The sequence below is a fragment of the Streptomyces sp. NPDC094032 genome, from assembly GCF_040303965.1.
Lineage (GTDB): Bacteria > Actinomycetota > Actinomycetes > Streptomycetales > Streptomycetaceae > Streptomyces.
The window spans coordinates 91,191-105,357 of sequence record NZ_JBEOUE010000006.1; the positions used below are offsets into that span (position 1 = coordinate 91,191).

General features: G+C 67.4%; 15 protein-coding genes and 1 pseudogene. 9 read left to right on the top strand and 7 right to left on the bottom strand.

Going from position 1 to position 14,167, the window contains the following annotated elements; genetic code table 11:
• Positions 1–121: 121 nt before the first annotated feature.
• On the bottom strand, positions 122–724 hold the full coding sequence (locus ABTZ54_RS11500; protein WP_351660194.1) for a hypothetical protein: 603 nt from the start codon (positions 722–724) through the stop codon (positions 122–124).
• 155 nt (positions 725–879) lie between these two features.
• On the opposite strand from ABTZ54_RS11500, the gene ABTZ54_RS11505 reads away from it, so the two are divergent.
• From ABTZ54_RS11505 to ABTZ54_RS11515, 3 genes are all read left to right on the top strand, one after another.
• Positions 880–1,044 (top strand): helix-turn-helix domain-containing protein, encoded by a 165-nt coding sequence (locus ABTZ54_RS11505; protein ID WP_351660197.1) that lies wholly within the window; start codon positions 880–882, stop codon positions 1,042–1,044.
• Between the two features lie 110 nt (positions 1,045–1,154).
• On the top strand, positions 1,155–1,529 hold the full coding sequence (locus ABTZ54_RS11510) for a hypothetical protein (RefSeq protein WP_351660199.1): 375 nt from the start codon (positions 1,155–1,157) through the stop codon (positions 1,527–1,529).
• A 540-nt stretch (positions 1,530–2,069) separates the two neighbouring features.
• On the top strand, positions 2,070–2,771 hold the full coding sequence (locus ABTZ54_RS11515; RefSeq protein WP_351660202.1) for an HNH endonuclease: 702 nt from the start codon (positions 2,070–2,072) through the stop codon (positions 2,769–2,771).
• Positions 2,772–3,091: 320 nt separating this feature from the next.
• Here ABTZ54_RS11515 and ABTZ54_RS11520 read toward each other — a convergent pair whose 3' ends face one another.
• Positions 3,092–4,030 carry a hypothetical protein gene (locus ABTZ54_RS11520; RefSeq protein WP_351660204.1) on the bottom strand — a complete coding sequence of 313 codons (939 nt, stop codon included), beginning with the start codon at positions 4,028–4,030 and terminating at the stop codon, positions 3,092–3,094.
• 589 nt (positions 4,031–4,619) lie between these two features.
• Positions 4,620–5,722: pseudogene (locus ABTZ54_RS11525) on the bottom strand (JmjC domain-containing protein); the annotation flags it as partial.
• A 774-nt stretch (positions 5,723–6,496) separates the two neighbouring features.
• Here ABTZ54_RS11525 and ABTZ54_RS11530 point away from each other — a divergent pair.
• The 3 genes from ABTZ54_RS11530 (at position 6,497) to ABTZ54_RS11540 (ending at position 8,171) form a co-directional block, all read left to right on the top strand.
• Complete coding sequence (locus tag ABTZ54_RS11530) at positions 6,497–6,691, top strand: helix-turn-helix transcriptional regulator (protein WP_351660206.1); 195 nt, start codon at positions 6,497–6,499, stop codon at positions 6,689–6,691.
• 65 nt (positions 6,692–6,756) lie between these two features.
• Positions 6,757–7,752 carry an NsdA family TPR-like regulatory protein gene (locus ABTZ54_RS11535; RefSeq protein WP_351660208.1) on the top strand — a complete coding sequence of 332 codons (996 nt, stop codon included), beginning with the start codon at positions 6,757–6,759 and terminating at the stop codon, positions 7,750–7,752.
• A 14-nt stretch (positions 7,753–7,766) separates the two neighbouring features.
• The gene (locus tag ABTZ54_RS11540; protein WP_351660209.1) at positions 7,767–8,171 is read left to right on the top strand and encodes a hypothetical protein; all 405 of its coding nucleotides are present in this window, start codon (positions 7,767–7,769) and stop codon (positions 8,169–8,171) included.
• 207 nt (positions 8,172–8,378) lie between these two features.
• Here ABTZ54_RS11540 and ABTZ54_RS11545 read toward each other — a convergent pair whose 3' ends face one another.
• Positions 8,379–9,311 carry a DUF4365 domain-containing protein gene (locus tag ABTZ54_RS11545; RefSeq protein ID WP_351660210.1) on the bottom strand — a complete coding sequence of 311 codons (933 nt, stop codon included), beginning with the start codon at positions 9,309–9,311 and terminating at the stop codon, positions 8,379–8,381.
• 372 nt (positions 9,312–9,683) lie between these two features.
• Here ABTZ54_RS11545 and ABTZ54_RS11550 point away from each other — a divergent pair, with 372 nt between their 5' ends.
• A complete protein-coding gene (locus tag ABTZ54_RS11550; protein WP_351660212.1) occupies positions 9,684–11,192 on the top strand; it encodes a hypothetical protein in 1,509 nt (502 codons plus the stop codon).
• A 9-nt stretch (positions 11,193–11,201) separates the two neighbouring features.
• Here the strand turns inward: ABTZ54_RS11550 and ABTZ54_RS11555 are convergent, their stop codons facing one another.
• The 3 genes from ABTZ54_RS11555 to ABTZ54_RS11565 are packed head-to-tail and all read right to left on the bottom strand — an operon-like array spanning position 11,202 to position 12,805.
• Entirely contained in the window at positions 11,202–11,912 is a 711-nt protein-coding gene (locus ABTZ54_RS11555; protein WP_351660215.1) for a class I SAM-dependent DNA methyltransferase, read from the bottom strand.
• A 30-nt stretch (positions 11,913–11,942) separates the two neighbouring features.
• Positions 11,943–12,383, bottom strand: coding sequence for a hypothetical protein (locus ABTZ54_RS11560; protein WP_502997231.1), 441 nt, complete (start codon positions 12,381–12,383; stop codon positions 11,943–11,945).
• On the bottom strand, positions 12,377–12,805 hold the full coding sequence (locus ABTZ54_RS11565) for an ATP-binding protein (protein ID WP_351660217.1): 429 nt from the start codon (positions 12,803–12,805) through the stop codon (positions 12,377–12,379). The genes ABTZ54_RS11560 and ABTZ54_RS11565 overlap by 7 nt, the downstream gene beginning before the upstream one ends.
• Positions 12,806–13,059: 254 nt before the next feature.
• Between ABTZ54_RS11565 and ABTZ54_RS11570 the strand changes: the two genes are divergently transcribed.
• Both ABTZ54_RS11570 and ABTZ54_RS11575 read left to right on the top strand, forming a co-directional pair.
• Complete coding sequence (locus ABTZ54_RS11570; protein WP_351660220.1) at positions 13,060–13,923, top strand: Sco1979 family transcriptional regulator; 864 nt, start codon at positions 13,060–13,062, stop codon at positions 13,921–13,923.
• The gene (locus tag ABTZ54_RS11575) at positions 13,924–14,160 is read left to right on the top strand and encodes a DUF397 domain-containing protein (protein WP_351660223.1); all 237 of its coding nucleotides are present in this window, start codon (positions 13,924–13,926) and stop codon (positions 14,158–14,160) included.
• Positions 14,161–14,167: the final 7 nt, after the last annotated feature.

Genomic DNA, 14,167 nt, shown 5'->3' on the forward strand with positions numbered 1-14,167 from the left:
CCCGGTTCCCGGTTCCCGGTTGCCTTGTTGAAGTGCTCGGGCGTCCGCACGCCCCAGGTGTTCGGTCAGTCCTTGCGCGGGATCTCCACCGGAGTCCCGCCGAGCCCGTTGCCGCGCTTGGTCACTCAGCTATCTCCCCCTCGCTCTGCCCCAGCCGCGACGGCTGTCGCACCTCTTCGGTATCGATCCCCTTCAGCATTTCGATTGCCTTGTCCGTGAGCTGTCCGCCGGCCTTGCCTTCGACCTTGGTCAAGAAGCCGCGCTGACGCGCTGCTCGCAGGTGGCCCTTCAGCGTCGCCTGCTTGGTGTCGGTCAGCTCTTCCAGCAGTGGGACCGGAGCCCGGTGACCGAGGTCGACCGCTCTCACATAGAGCGACGAGAGAACGGCCAGGTATTCATCCGTGAGTCGGCCGGGCAGATCTTGCAGAACTCTCGCGAGTGCGTAGATCTCGGCTGCCGCGATCTTATCCCGATTGCTCTTCTTCGCCTTCTCGGAAGTGGGCGCAGCCGTGTTGATCTGCCGGAGCACCGTGCTGGTGATTCCACGCGCAATCTCCTGCGGATCACCGTCAGGCGCTGGCGTGATTTCGATTTCAAGAGGGCCGCCGGTATCGATGTGGCCAGCAGGCCGGTACATGGTCACGTCCCATGATCCGATCCGCTGAACAACAGCTAGGCCCAGGCGGAACGGATCGCCTTCAGGTCGGGTCTTTTCACTGGTCATGAGGGAGAAACTACGGGAGCGCACCAGGCCAGGCAAGTCCAGACATGACATAACCGGCTTTGACTGAACCAGACTGATGGCGCAGGATGGGTGACCCGAGGGGGACAGCTCCTCTGCTACAGCAGAGGAGCTGTCCATTGCCGAACGCCCGCCTGATGAGCGTCACCGACCTGGCCGAGTACCTGGGCGTGACGCCCGCGCGGGTCTACAACAATCACCGAGCGCTCAACATCCCCGCCTGCAAGATCGGCGGGCACCTTCGCTTCCGGCCGTCCGACGTGGACTGCTGGATCGAGCGAGAGTGCCCGGTGGTCGCCTGACCAGGACTCTCCAAGCCCTTACCTCCTACGCCCCCAGAAGGGAGCGCATGAACCCCGCTTCGACGGGGACATCCGGCGCACGCTGCGCCGCACAGGAAGGAGACGGCTCAATGCGCATCGATTTCGGGCCCGGCGTCGAGTGGGGCGGCCTCTCGCAGGCGCAGTGCGAACGCATGGCCAGGGACCACCGGCACCAACTGACCTACCGCGTCTACTTCGCCGCCCTGTGGAAGGCGAACCAGATCGGTCACGCAGAGTTCCGCATGGGTGAGCTCGCCAAGACCCTTGTCGGTGATGGTGGGATCGTCCCGTCCTGGCAGAGTGTGACCAACGCGATCAAGCGAGCGAAGGCCCTTGACCTCATCAGTCAGGGCTCAACCGCCCGATGCCTCACCCTGCCGCACTACCCTTTCCAGAAGGGCGGCCGAGGAGGTCGCAGGTGCAGTGTGCACGGCGACGCCATCCCGTGGGCGCATTACGGCTGAGCGCTGCCCCCATGGGCGTACATGCGGCAGGTGTAGGAACGCCTGATACGTACACCTCGGACGTGGCAAAGGGACACGCACCGCATGTCGTGGTACATGGCTTGACCTGCGGAAACGTTCGGCATCTCTTTATCTATCTCAGTAGGTTCCTAGCCTTGCGCGTCTTCGAGGGGCCCCTGCCGGGGCCGGCAGCCCGAAAAGACTTACGTACTTCTCTCGGCGGCGAACGGAAGCGGGGGCGCGGAAGCACCCCAACCTAGGAAGGGGCAGCGGTGAGGAGGTCAGTGGCAAGGGGAAGCCGGAAACCGTTTCGATAGGGGCGGCCCCGCCAGGGGCCGCTGTCGCTGAGTCCAAGAGGTCTAGCCACGTAGGGCGCTACCGCGCCCCCATAGAGCGAGGCCGCTTACGGCAAGCCTCGCAAGGCCTTTGTCCCTCGGTGGTTTCGGTTGTGCTCCCGCTCCCACGCCAGCTCGATGGCACGCGCATCGAATGTCAGTGCCTCCTCTTATGATCCTCGCGACTCAGTCAGAGAGTGGGTGCGTGGTGGACAAGATCCGTCGTGGCGAGCGAGGCAAGCAGAGGACCTGGCAATGGCTCATGGTCCTGACAGCGCAGCGTGGACTGTGTACCTACTGTGGCCGGTCGGCTGCTTCGACACTCGACCATGAGGAGCCCATCGCAGACGGAGGAGCGGACATCTGGTGGAACTTCGTTCCGGCCTGCGATGACTGCAATCGCTGGAAGAAGGGCCGTACTGCGAAGCACTGGGTGGCGAACCTGGATCTCCACCACAGGTATCCAAAGGCAGGCTTCGCAACACGGGCTATGCGGCCCGAAGTCTACGCCGGCATCACGAGGCGCGTAGAGCGCGTGCAGCGGGAGATAGCAGATACGGATCGCCGTGAGTGGTTCCGGCTGCACTACGGGAGCGAGCGGCATCGGAACAAGGCCGAGCTGTCCGAGATCCTCACACGCTGCAAGGAGGAGTTGCGGGGGTATCCGCACCATCCCTGGCGAACGCCGAAGCTCGGGACTTCTCGAAGAGTCTGTACCCGTCTGATGTGCTGTGGCTATCACCACCCGAAGGCGAAGTGGATGACAGCGTTTCTGGAGGGTGAGGAGTACGAATCCTTCCGGCGATCCGTCTTCAATGAACGTGCTCACGAAGGCGATGTTCTGGGACGACTCATCAGGGATTATCTCGCCGGCAAGGGGCGTGATCGAGATGACGGCGCGGCGTAGTTGTGCATGCTTCGGTGAGGGACAAGCCCCCCCAACGCCGCCGAGTTGATCGACGAGGTCGCGGAGGCGCTGGGTGAGGCTGCCCACTCGGAGCGGAGCCGAACCCGCGCCGCCAGCGGTTCCAGCGCGAGGCAGTTCCGCTCGCCATCGCGAAGGACACCATCGCCGCGATGAAGTTCCAAGGCGAGAAGGTCACCGGCCTGACGTTGGCGGAACGGCTCGGCCACTCGGAGCGTTCCGGATGCCGGTACTTCGGTGAAGCCTAAGCGGCGCAGCTAGCCAACGGCGGGGGTGGGTTTCGCTAGCCACCCCCGCCAGCATCATCCTCCGAGCAGGGCCATGCCGAACTGGACGATCGTCGCCAGGGCACTTCCTGCCTGCGCTCCCGAATTGAGTCGCGGGGCGAGGCGCTGCCAGACGTTCCGCCTCTCCTCTTCGTCCTCGGCATTCTCAAGCCGCACGATGTCCGCTTCGTACTCCGAGGCCTCCTCGGCCGAGAGGTCAAGCGTGGGGGCGGCGGCGCGAAGCTGGGCAATGAGTTGGACCAGTGCCGCCCCGTCTATGCCGCTGTTCACCGTGGCGTTGTTGCCGGCAATGACCTGCCCTCCGTGCACGGTGCTATTCACCGCCCCAACGGCGCCGAAGAAGTTCTGGGTGGGACCCGTGTTCTGCTGACCTTGCATGAACGCCTCCACAGTCGTACTTGCCTCAACACAGTCTTGACCCATCGGTGTCAGGGCCAGCTCTCGTCCGCCGTAGCGTTCCAGGAGCCCCTTCTCCCGCAAATACTGCACTGCTTCGTGGATCTCCTCCCAGGTAAGTTGCCGCCCACAGAACCAACTGGATGGCGAGAACGCGAAGAGCTGGATCTCGGCCGATCCGGAGGCTGGGGCAGTCTCATCGACCCAGCGCAACACGGAGATCCGGGTGTACGACCTTCGAGCAGCGCGTCGGGTCGACTCGACCTTGAGCCTGCGCGCCTCCGTGAGCCCGTTGGGCGTCAAGCGGACGAGAGCAACGAAGCCGTTGGCATAGGTCACCACTGGGGCTATCCAGCGTTTCGAGCGGAGCAGGGAGACCACGGCAGCGCCCTGTGCCTCTGAACCTGTCGCCTCCGCTATCGGGTTAGTGGAGAGGATCTCTTCGAGGTCGCCCCCGCCCGCCTCAAGGACGTGCAGCAGGAACTGGTCTGCGTACACCGGAAGGAACAGGTCTGAGGGCTGTAGAGCGAGCTGGTCCGGACGCATCGGGTCTGCCATGGCGGCAGCGTAGTTCAATCTTCCGGCGGCGGAGGGTAGTTCGGGAGGGGCAAAGTGGCTCATGCTGACACCACTGGGGTGTGGCCGCGGCACGCCGATGACCTGGCCAAACTCCACGTGACGGCCGCCACGGGCCGCCGGCCAACGGCCCTGGAACCGTGGCGGAATCCGAGCTGCTGAGACGTGGCGGTCGCCATTGAGGAGCGCAAGGGGTCATCCGCCACCCCCGAAGGTCGACTCGCTCAGGGGGCCGGCAATCAAGTGCCCAAAATTCGCTACGAGTCGGTTCGCCGTGCCAGCACACTGGGGTGCATGGATGGACTGTATGTAGTCAGGCATGAGCCGACCTGGCGCGAGGATTCGGATCCTGAGCCGGACGACGAATACGACAACGACACGGACCACAAGACCGTGTGCGCACTCTTCGGGCTGGCCATCTATAAGGCCAATGCCTTGAACACACGTTGGTCAACACTCTCGCGCTCACCAAGATCATCACGGCGAGGGAGCAGGGGGAGCAACTCATCCGCGACCCTTGGACTCAAGGCTTCAAGGACATGATGGGCAAGCTCATCAAGCCGTACACCACGGCGTCGGCCATCTCGCCGAGAGTGGTCGGCTGACCGGTCAGCAGCGCGCCGAGGACGGGCGCGGCCGACTCGGTGAAGTCCCAGGCGGTACCGGCCGCCGAGAACGTGACCGTGCTGTGGGCGGGGTTCGCCGTCAGACGGCCCCGAGGGGCGGTCAGCTTGACCGTGATCTCCGGCCGTGCGGGCAGCCCGTCCACGTAGGGCAGCGAGGGAATCGCGTGCCCCAGGTCGATCGTGTCGATGGACTCAGCTCACCGCTCCACCAACCGGGGATCGGCCAGTTCGTTCAGCACCTCACCACGTAGCGCGGCGATGAAGTCGGAGTGCTCGCTCAGTGAGGCGAACCGCGGGACGTCCCTGCGCAGTGCGAGGGACGAACGGAGCTGATCCACGACCCAGAGCATGAGGTCCGCGCCTGTGTGCGGGACCATGTCGAACGTGAGGTGAAGGGACTCCGTCCCCTGGTCAGCCGTGACCGCGTGCCACCAGCCTCGCGGCAGGTAGAGCACGTCACCGGGGACCAGAACGATGTCCGCCACCGGGTCACCCTCGGGCCTCTCCGGCGATTCCACGTCCCGGAAGGTCGGGGCCTCGCGTGTGGAGCCGTACAAGCGCCACCGCTTCGAGCCGTGCACCTGCACCACCACGACATCGTGGTCGTCCCAGTGCAGGCCGAAGCCCTCCCGGTCGGTCCAGGACGCGTACGCGTTGGCCTGCACGGACGTGCCGAGGAACCGTTCGAGACCTTCGGCAGCCGCACCCACCGTCGGGTGGATCTTCTCGACCGCGTCGAGGACCAGCGGCGCCCCGTCCTTGAGCTGGGCGTGGAAGTCGGCCGGCTGGATGCGGGACCAGGTGACCGCGCGGCGATTCGTGGTCGGGATCGCGTAGCGGTGAAGGGGGGACCATCTCCCCGTCGGCCGACAGGCGCAGCCGGGGCGGTTCCAGTCGCTGCGTGCCGATGATCCGGTTGAGGTCGTCCCAGGAGAACAGGCCCGCCGTGTCGGCAGTGCCGGGGAAGTGCGCGTAGGAGCGGGTGGTACGTCTGGGCGAGGAACGTGTTCCCGCCCAGACGCCCCGCCCACGAGGCTGCATCAAGCATCGTGGGCAGCCCCGCTAGTCGTTGCCGTCGGAACGGCCGCTACTGACTGCGGACTCCTGCTCGGCACGCGTCCGCGCAGCCGCGATCTTGCGCTTCGCGACGAGCAGGCCACCCCCCCTCGGGGGCCGCCGAACCGGTGTTCTCTTCCACCATCGGACTTACCTCTCTACTCGGGAACTCCCGCCAGGAATCTGGCGGGAAGAAGGGAGGGCAGCAGCCTGAGGCTGCTACCGAGTCGCAAACGTTCCGGCAGGGAACAGGGCCGTACCGCCGAGGACCATCGCCACGTAGAGGGGACCGGCGTACCGGCCGAAGCGGCGGAGCAGCCAGGCCGCTAAGCCGGACATCACGCCGTCCTCGGCTCGATGTCAGCCGGGCGGAGCGACGTGGCGGACAGCGACTGGCGGCCCGTACAGCGGGCGCACCCGCACGGGGGGTATCGGCCCGGATCGGAAAGAATGACGAACGGGTCGCCCTCCCGGACGCTCGTGCTCTGCTGCCAGGTACGACCCGAATCACGGGACACGCGAAGCGTCATGAGGACGCGGGGGCCAGCTCCGAGGTCCAGGGCCTGAGAAGAACTGAGACCATCACGCGCCATGCCGTTCTCCGTTGCGATGTCCGCACCCTCCGCAGGTTTGCCCCCGTGCCCGTTTGCGACAACACCAAGGAAAGCGCGGGGAGTCCGATCCCTCCACGGCATCAATGCCGCACTCTTGATGCACATCCGTGCACGGGAACGCCGTGGGTTCAGGTCACGGGAAGAGGGGCGTCATGGGACTGGCGGAACGGCGCAAGACCCTGGGTTACAGTCAGGAGAAATTGGCCGAGTTACTTGGCGTGGACCGCACAACGGTCGGACGCTGGGAGAGCGGCAAGATCGCACCGCAGCCGCGTCAGCGGCCAGGCTTGGCAGCCGCCCTCGAAGTGAGCCTTCAAGAGCTGGACGCCCTTCTGGCACAGCCGTAAGCCGCAGCCCGGACGACCAGATGCCACCAGCCCAGTGACCACCCGAGTGCGGGAGACCAGACGAAGTGATCCGCCGCGAATTCCTCCGCATCCTCACCGTCAGCGGGGCGCTGACCGCCGTGCCGTTGGACGAGGCGGAAGCCCTCTCCGATGGTGTCCTCAGGGGCGCACCCAGCGACTTCGCGCGGATGAACAGTCACCTCTGGCAGGTCTACCAACTGGCCCGGTCCAAGGGGTCTGTCTACCCCGTCGTCCGCGACCAACTGAGCATCCTGAACGAGGCCCTCGCGGCTGACACCCGAGGCAACTCCCGCCCGCTCCTGAGCGCGGCAGCCGACCTCTTCCAGTTGGCCGGGGAAGTTGCCTTCGACGCGAACCGGTACACCGACGCGGCAGCCTCCTACGCCCTCGCAGCATCTCTCAGCAGGGATGCCGGAGCCTACGACCTGGGGGCGTGTGCACTCGTCCGGCACGCCTACGTGGACATGTCGGAGCAGCGCTACCGGCAGGCGGCCCAGGTCCTGGGAGCCGCTGAGCGGCTGGCCGGGCGAGGTGACAGCAACCTCGCCACGCGGCACTGGGTCGCCGCCGTCCAGGCGGAGGCGTACGCCGGCCTGGGTGACCTCGCCGTATGCGAGCGCGCTTTGGACCAGGCGGAGCACGTCATGGACCTGAGCGCGGGCAGTACCAACGGCGGGTGGCTGCGGTTCGACGGAACGCGGCTGGCCGAGGAACGGGGAGCCCGCTACGTCCAGCTCGGACGGCTCGACCTGGCGGAGGAGGCGTTGCGGCGGGCACTGGAGCAGACCGCCCTTGCATCCAGGCAGTCCTACCGGCGGCGCGGCGCGGTCCTGACCGATCTCGCCGCCATCGGGGCCAAGCGGCGCGACCCCGAACACGTCGTCGCGTACGGCCGGGAAGCCCTGCTCCTCGCCCGAGTCTCTTTCTCCGGATACGTCGCCCGTAGACTCCAGACCCTGTGCGACGAGTTCGGCCCCCTGAGCAGGGACCACCGCGTAGCGGAGCTGGGGGCGGAGATCGCCGCGCTCAGCACGCCATGACGAGAGCGGTTGGCATGTCGCAGACCGAAGGTGCACGAGTGTTCCGGGAAGCCTGGATCGCCGGAGTGCACGAGCACTTCCCAGGGGAACCGAAGGCCGGGTACGTGACGCCTTGGGACGACACCCCGCAGTGGGAGCGCGAGGCCGCGGGTTCGGTCTACGAGCAGGTCCGGCAGTTCATCGAGATCAGCGGCGGGCACGCATCGAGGCTGTCGTGCGAACAGAAGAGCCGGTTCGTGGCGACGTGCTGGACGGCCCAGATGTTCAAGCGCTTCGAGGACCCGAAGCCGAGCTACGTGGCCGACTGGCCCGACCTCCCGACCTGGCAGCAGGAGACCGACGCCGACATCGTCGAGGCCATCGAAAAAGCCCTGACCCAGCGGGCGAGATCGCCCGTCCTGGCCAGGTTGGGCACGTGACCAACGGGTGACCAACAGCGACCCGAGACAGCCTGAAACAGCAGGAAGAGACAGGAAGAGCAGGACTGCCGAACCCCTGCCACGGCAGGCATTCCCGCAGGTCAGAACGCCTAGGGGCTGGTGCCCGAGTGGAGAGTTCAAGTCCCCCCTCGGACACCAGCACGGAAGGACCCCGGCAAGAGCTGGGGCCCTTCCGCGTTTCTCCCCTCAGCCTTGCACGCCACCACCAGCCAGCAACCTGCCGCCTTCCGTAGCGAACCTGTCCACCACCATGAACGCCTTGCCCAGCTCGTTGAGCGTCAGCTCCAGTCGGTAGAAATCGACCTCACCACCGCCGTTGCGGTACGGCCGGATACGCTCTGGAATCAGACGCTGTTTCCACTCCTCGAATGACACCGGCGCGGAGGGCTCGTATTCGTCGGCCCAGATACAGCAATCTGCTGTGTACTGGTCATACTCACTCTCGTTGTACGTCTCCGGGTGCACGTGAGCGTCAGCCCACGCGAACAGCTTCGGCACCACCTCGGCGTAACTGGCGAGACCAAGGAAAACGCTCCAGCTCGCCAGCTCCTCTGGCTTCTCGCCGTTCTCGTTGTCCACGCCCAGTGAGATTTCACCTCTCCCTGAGCTCTTGTTGACCCACTCCTCCATCTCGACAACCAGCCGCTTGCCGCCGGCCAGTAGCTCCATCCAGGGCTTGGCCAGCTGCAGTTCACGGATACGCAGCTCGTACGGGTCGCCTTCGGCAGCCTCCCGGAGAGTCTTTCGGGCGCTCGCATCCAGTAACTGGGCTTCCTGCACCAGGAGTTTCCAGCCGCCGGTGGACGTCTCCTGGAGCGTCCTCCGGTTGACCAGCTGCCAGTAGCAGCGTCGGCGCTCCGGGTGGTACAGCACTACGACCACGGGCAGGGAGTGGTTGAGCCAGTAGGCCACATGCTCCGCATCCGGCCGGAACCACCAACCTCCTGGCGCTGTCTCCCGGAACCAGCTCATCCCACTCTTGATCTGCAGGGCCAGCAGCCGCCCGCGCACGTCGTCGTTGTCCACTACCTCGGCCTGCGCGTCGATGCCGTAGTCCTCGGTCTGCTCGCGGAACAGCCACCCCAGCTCGCCTTCGACGGCGAGCTTGGTGTGGGTCACGCCGATAGTGGCGACCTCGGCGGATGGTTTACGGCGCATCACGACTCCACACTTCCCAAAGACCTAGAAGCGCTCCTGCTTCGCCTCGCTGACGAGCGCAGCAGGCTGGTACACGACGCGCTTGCCGCAGATTATCGGCAGCGCGCCCAAGCCACCGACGGCGAACACCAGTGTGGAGGCCCGCAGGAACTGCTCGACATCGAATCGGCGCTAGCCCAGCCGACGGCCGGCGGTCTGCGTAAAACAACGTCAAGCCGATTCCGGCTGCTCCGTTTTCGCCGATCGAAGGGATCCAGCTAGGCTGGGGCCTTTGCGCGTTCGGGGGAGGGCGTCATGCGGGGCGGTCCAAGGTTTGACCAGAGAGCCGCGGCATTGGTCGAGCTGAGGGGTACGGCCACCGACTGCGAGCTGCTGGAGCGAGCGTTCGACGAGCATGGGTGGCCGGTACTCGAGCGCCGGGGGCAGGTGTCCGTGGTCGCGGAGCGACCCATCTGGTACGTCGTGGAGGCGAGGTTTCCCGGCAGTAGCCGCAATGCGGCCCGTGGGGCCAGAGAGCGCATTGAGCTGCTCGGTGACGAGTTGCTGCTCGATCTTCAGGTCCAGGCGGTTGAGCTCGTCGTGCGCGACCCTGTGGATCTGCCGCATTGGTACGCCTACGAGCGTATCGGCGTCCAGCCCCGCACCTCAGGCCTTCCGCCGGGTCGTCGGTGGCGGGAGCGGATGGACTCGTGGCTGGCGGAGCACGTCGGTACGCGGGACACGGGCAGGCTGATCCTAGCGCGGCACCCACAAGAAGCGCGGTTCCTCGCCGCCCGCGCCCTGCCCGGCACTCCGCTGCGTGGTGACCGTGTCGCGGTACGTCGCCCGTCAGGGGCCGGCACCCGGCCGGTCCCCGCGCGCGTCGGGCGCCGGGCGTCCGCCTCTCGGATGGTCCGGCTGGCCGTGCTGTTGTGCATCGGTGCCTGGGCCGGGGCACGACTCGCGGACGGCCGTGCCAATGGCGTCGGCTCGTGGTGGTGGGTCCTCGCCGTTCTCTGTGTGGTGGTGGGGGGCGCGGGCGTGGTCTGGAGAGGGGTGGCTCCAGGTGCGACGCGTACCGGATCGTTGGTCTTCGGCGGCCTGTTCACTTCGACCGTGGCCACGCTCGGTGCCGTCGCGGCCGACAGGGCGCCGCATGTCGGGTACGGCTCGTCCGTCATCCTCATCTGCCTGATCGGCGCCATGGTCGTCAACGGGGTCAGACTCCTCGTTCGGCAGTGGAGTTGGCAGCGCACGGCGCCGTGGCTCATCCCCGTTCTCGTGCCGCTGTGCTTCGGCTTCCTGCCTGGGCTGGGGCTCGGTATTCACGCCGTGTATCTGGACGCCTTCGGCCTCGACCTGGAGGACGTCGAGATCCCCCGGACGCACCAGCTCCTCGCGATGCTCAAGCTGGCAGCGTGCACAAGTCTCTGGCTCATGGCGCCGAGCCTCCTCGGTTACATGAAGCACTTCCACCTCTATGTGAAAGACCGCTGGTTCGGCAACGTGGTGCTGCTGATCGTCAGCGCGATGTTGCTGATTCAAGGGGTGCTCGGAGTCGGTCTGCTCGGCGCTGGTCAGGCCGGGCTCGACGCGGTGGCGGACGCGGCCAAGGGGAGTACCCCGGCCGCCTACTACGGCATCGAGCCGGAGTGGGGCTGCGTCCTGCCTGTCGGCAGGGTCGACGGCGTGCCGGTAGACGGTGGTGTGCTCTCCGTGAGCAGTGCCTATCTCAAGATCGGAGACGCCGGCGGGACGGTTGTGCTGTGGGATCCGAAGTCCGGCTCGGCACTCAAAGCGCCGCTCGGACGGTTGCGCATCGCGCCGTACGAGGAGCGTCCGGCCTCCTGCCCTTCCCGTTGAGCGGAGACCTCACGCCTTCCGCGCCACCACCAGCCGGCAGCGCGGGCTGCCGTCCTCGCGGGTACCCAGGGAGGGCAGGGGGAGCAGCTCCACGTGGAAGCCCGCCGTTTCCAGGCGGTGGTGGACGTCCGCCAGGCGGAAGGTGCGGTAGTACATGACGAACGGGGGGTGCCACAGGGCGTTGCGGACGCGCATGGTCGTGTCGAAGGCCCAGAGGGTCCAGTAGGGGGCGGAGCCTACGCGGGGTGGGGCGGGCAGGGGGAAGGCGAGGGTGCCGCCGGGGCGCAGGGAGGCGTGGACGGCGCGGAAGAGGGTCTGCTGTTCGGCGGGGAGGAAGTGGCCGAAGGCGCCGAAGCTGACCGCGAGGTCGAAGGCCGGGGCGAAGGGGAGGGTGCGCGCGTCGGCGCGGACCAGGGTCGCCCCGGGGTGGGCCGCGCGGGCCCGGGCGAGCATGCCGGTGCTGAAGTCGACGCCGGTGACGGGCCCGGCGCACACCGAGCGCAGGACGGCGAGCCCCGCGCCCGTACCGCAGCAGACGTCGAGGCCGGAGCCGAAGGGGCCGAGCGGCTCCAGGGCGTCGGCGACCGCGCCGAGGAGACGGTCCGGGGTGCGGAAGGGGGTGGCGTCGAACCGGTCCGCGAGCAGGTCGTAGCCGTGCTCGACCGACGAGAGTGCCTGCACGGTCAGCTCACGGAGGGTGGGGCCCTCGGGGGAGAACATGGTCCGAGCCTACGAGCTGCCGCCCGCCGGTCACAGGGTGCTGCGCACCTGCGGCGGGACGCTCCAGGCCGGGGCGATCCCGGTCAGCTGGCAGATCAGCAGGTAGAGCGGGATGGGCGGGGTGTACGGGGATCCGTCGTCCGGGTGATGGATCAGGCGGGGGCGGCGGTCCGGGACCACGCCGCCGGGGGCGTAGCAGGAGGGCAGCGGCCAGGTCAGGTCGAGGTCGGAGCCGGCCGGGACCAGCCACCACCACCAGGCGCCGTCCGCGTACACGCAGCCCTTGGCGGGGAGCCGGGACAGGATGCGGAAGCCGTAGCGGGCGGGGACGCCGACCGCGTCGCAGCCGAGGGCGACGGGGAGGTCGGCGGGGACCGCGAGGCGGGTCACGCCGACGGGGGCTCGGGTGGGGGCGTTCTCGGGGCTCCTGCGGGCGCGGGGGACGAGCAGCGTCGCCATGGACCTCAGCACGGCTCCGCCATGCCGTGCGCGAGCTCCGCCCAGACGACCTGCGCGGTGCCGTGTCCGGTGCGGTCGGCGCCCCAGGCCGCGCAGAGCGCGTCGACGAGTATCAGGCCGCGGCCCCGTTCGTCCTCCCCGCACTCGCGTATGCACGGACCGGCGGGACCGCCCTCGTCGCGGACGGCTATCCGCAGCCGCTCCTCGCCCTCGCGCAGCTCGCAGACGACCCGGGCGCTCGCGGTGTGGACGACGGCGTTGGTGACGAGCTCGGAGACGACCAGGGCGACGGTGTCGCGGATCTCCGGGTCGCAGCCCCACAGGACGAGCCGCTCCTCGGCGAGGCGCCGGGCGCGGGCCACGGACTCGGTGCGCGCGGGCAGTTCGAAGGCGAACCTGCGGACGTCGGAGTGGGGGCGTGGACGCTGGTCCATGACGCGAGGGCTCATGAGACCTGAGGAGTGCGCGTTACCAGAAGCCACGACCGGGTCCTCACAACTGTGGGCAGGGTGCCGTACACACTCCTCCGCGGCGGCGCACGGCGGCAGTGCGTACTGGTTCACCGGAATACTGTGCTCCTGACTCCGACACTTGGCAAGAGGCACTCTGAAAAATGCAGAGTGCTGTGTTCTCTCTGGCGGTGTTCGTGGCACACTCGTCGAAACAGCGCGTCGGGGAGGTCTTGAGAGTGAGCGAGCCGCGGTCCGCCCCCACGGTGGGACAGGTCGTACTCGGCAGGCGTCTGCAGGATCTGCGGGAGCGGGCCGGCCTCAAGCGGGAAGAGGCCGCGAAGATCCTCCGGGTGGCCCCGGCCACGATCCGGCGCATGGAGACGGCCGAGGTCGCGCTGAAGATCCCGTACGTCCAGCTCCTGCTGAAGGCGTACGGCATCACGGACTCCGAGGCCGAGGGCTTCATCGCCCTCGCGGAGGAGGCCAACCTCCCCGGCTGGTGGCAGCGGTTCCACGACGTGCTGCCCGGCTGGTTCTCCATGTACGTCAGCCTGGAGGGCGCGGCGAGCCTCATCCGCGCCTACGAGCCCCAGTTCGTCCCCGGCCTGCTCCAGACCGCGGACTACGCCCGTGCCATCCTGCGCAGCGGGGCGGTCGGCGGCGGCAACGCCGAGGAGATCGACCGCCATGTAGCCCTCCGCATGGAGCGCCAGTCCCTGCTGACCAGGGAGGACGCGCCCAAGTTCTGGGTGATCATGGACGAGACGGTCTTCCGCCGACCGGTCGGTGACGGGCCCGAAGTGATGCGCGCCCAGCTCGACCGGCTGCTCGAAGCGTCCGAGCTGCCGAACGTCACCCTGCAGATCGCGGAGTTCGGCTCCGGCCATCACCCCGGCACCTACGGGCCGTTCGTCCTCTTCCGCTTCGCCATGCCCGAACTCCCGGACATGGTCTACAGCGAGTACCTGACCGGCGCCGTCTATCTCGACGCGCGCCCCGAGGTGGCCTCCCACCTCGAGGTCATGGACCGCATGGCGGCTCAGGCCGCGACTGCACAACGCACGAAGGAGGTTCTGCGGAACCTCCGCAAGGAGCTGTGAATGGATCGCATATACAACGGCATGCCCGCCGCTGAGCTCGGTGCCGAGGGATGGCACAAGCCGTGGAGCGGCGGGAACGGGGGCAACTGTGTCGAGGCCATGAAGCTGGCCGACGGCAGGGTCGCCGTGCGACAGTCCGCAGACCCTGAGGGACCCGCGCTCATCTACACCCACGGAGAGATCGAGGCCTTCATCCAGGGGGCCAAATCCGGTCAGGCTGACTTTCTGCTCACCTGACCCCTTC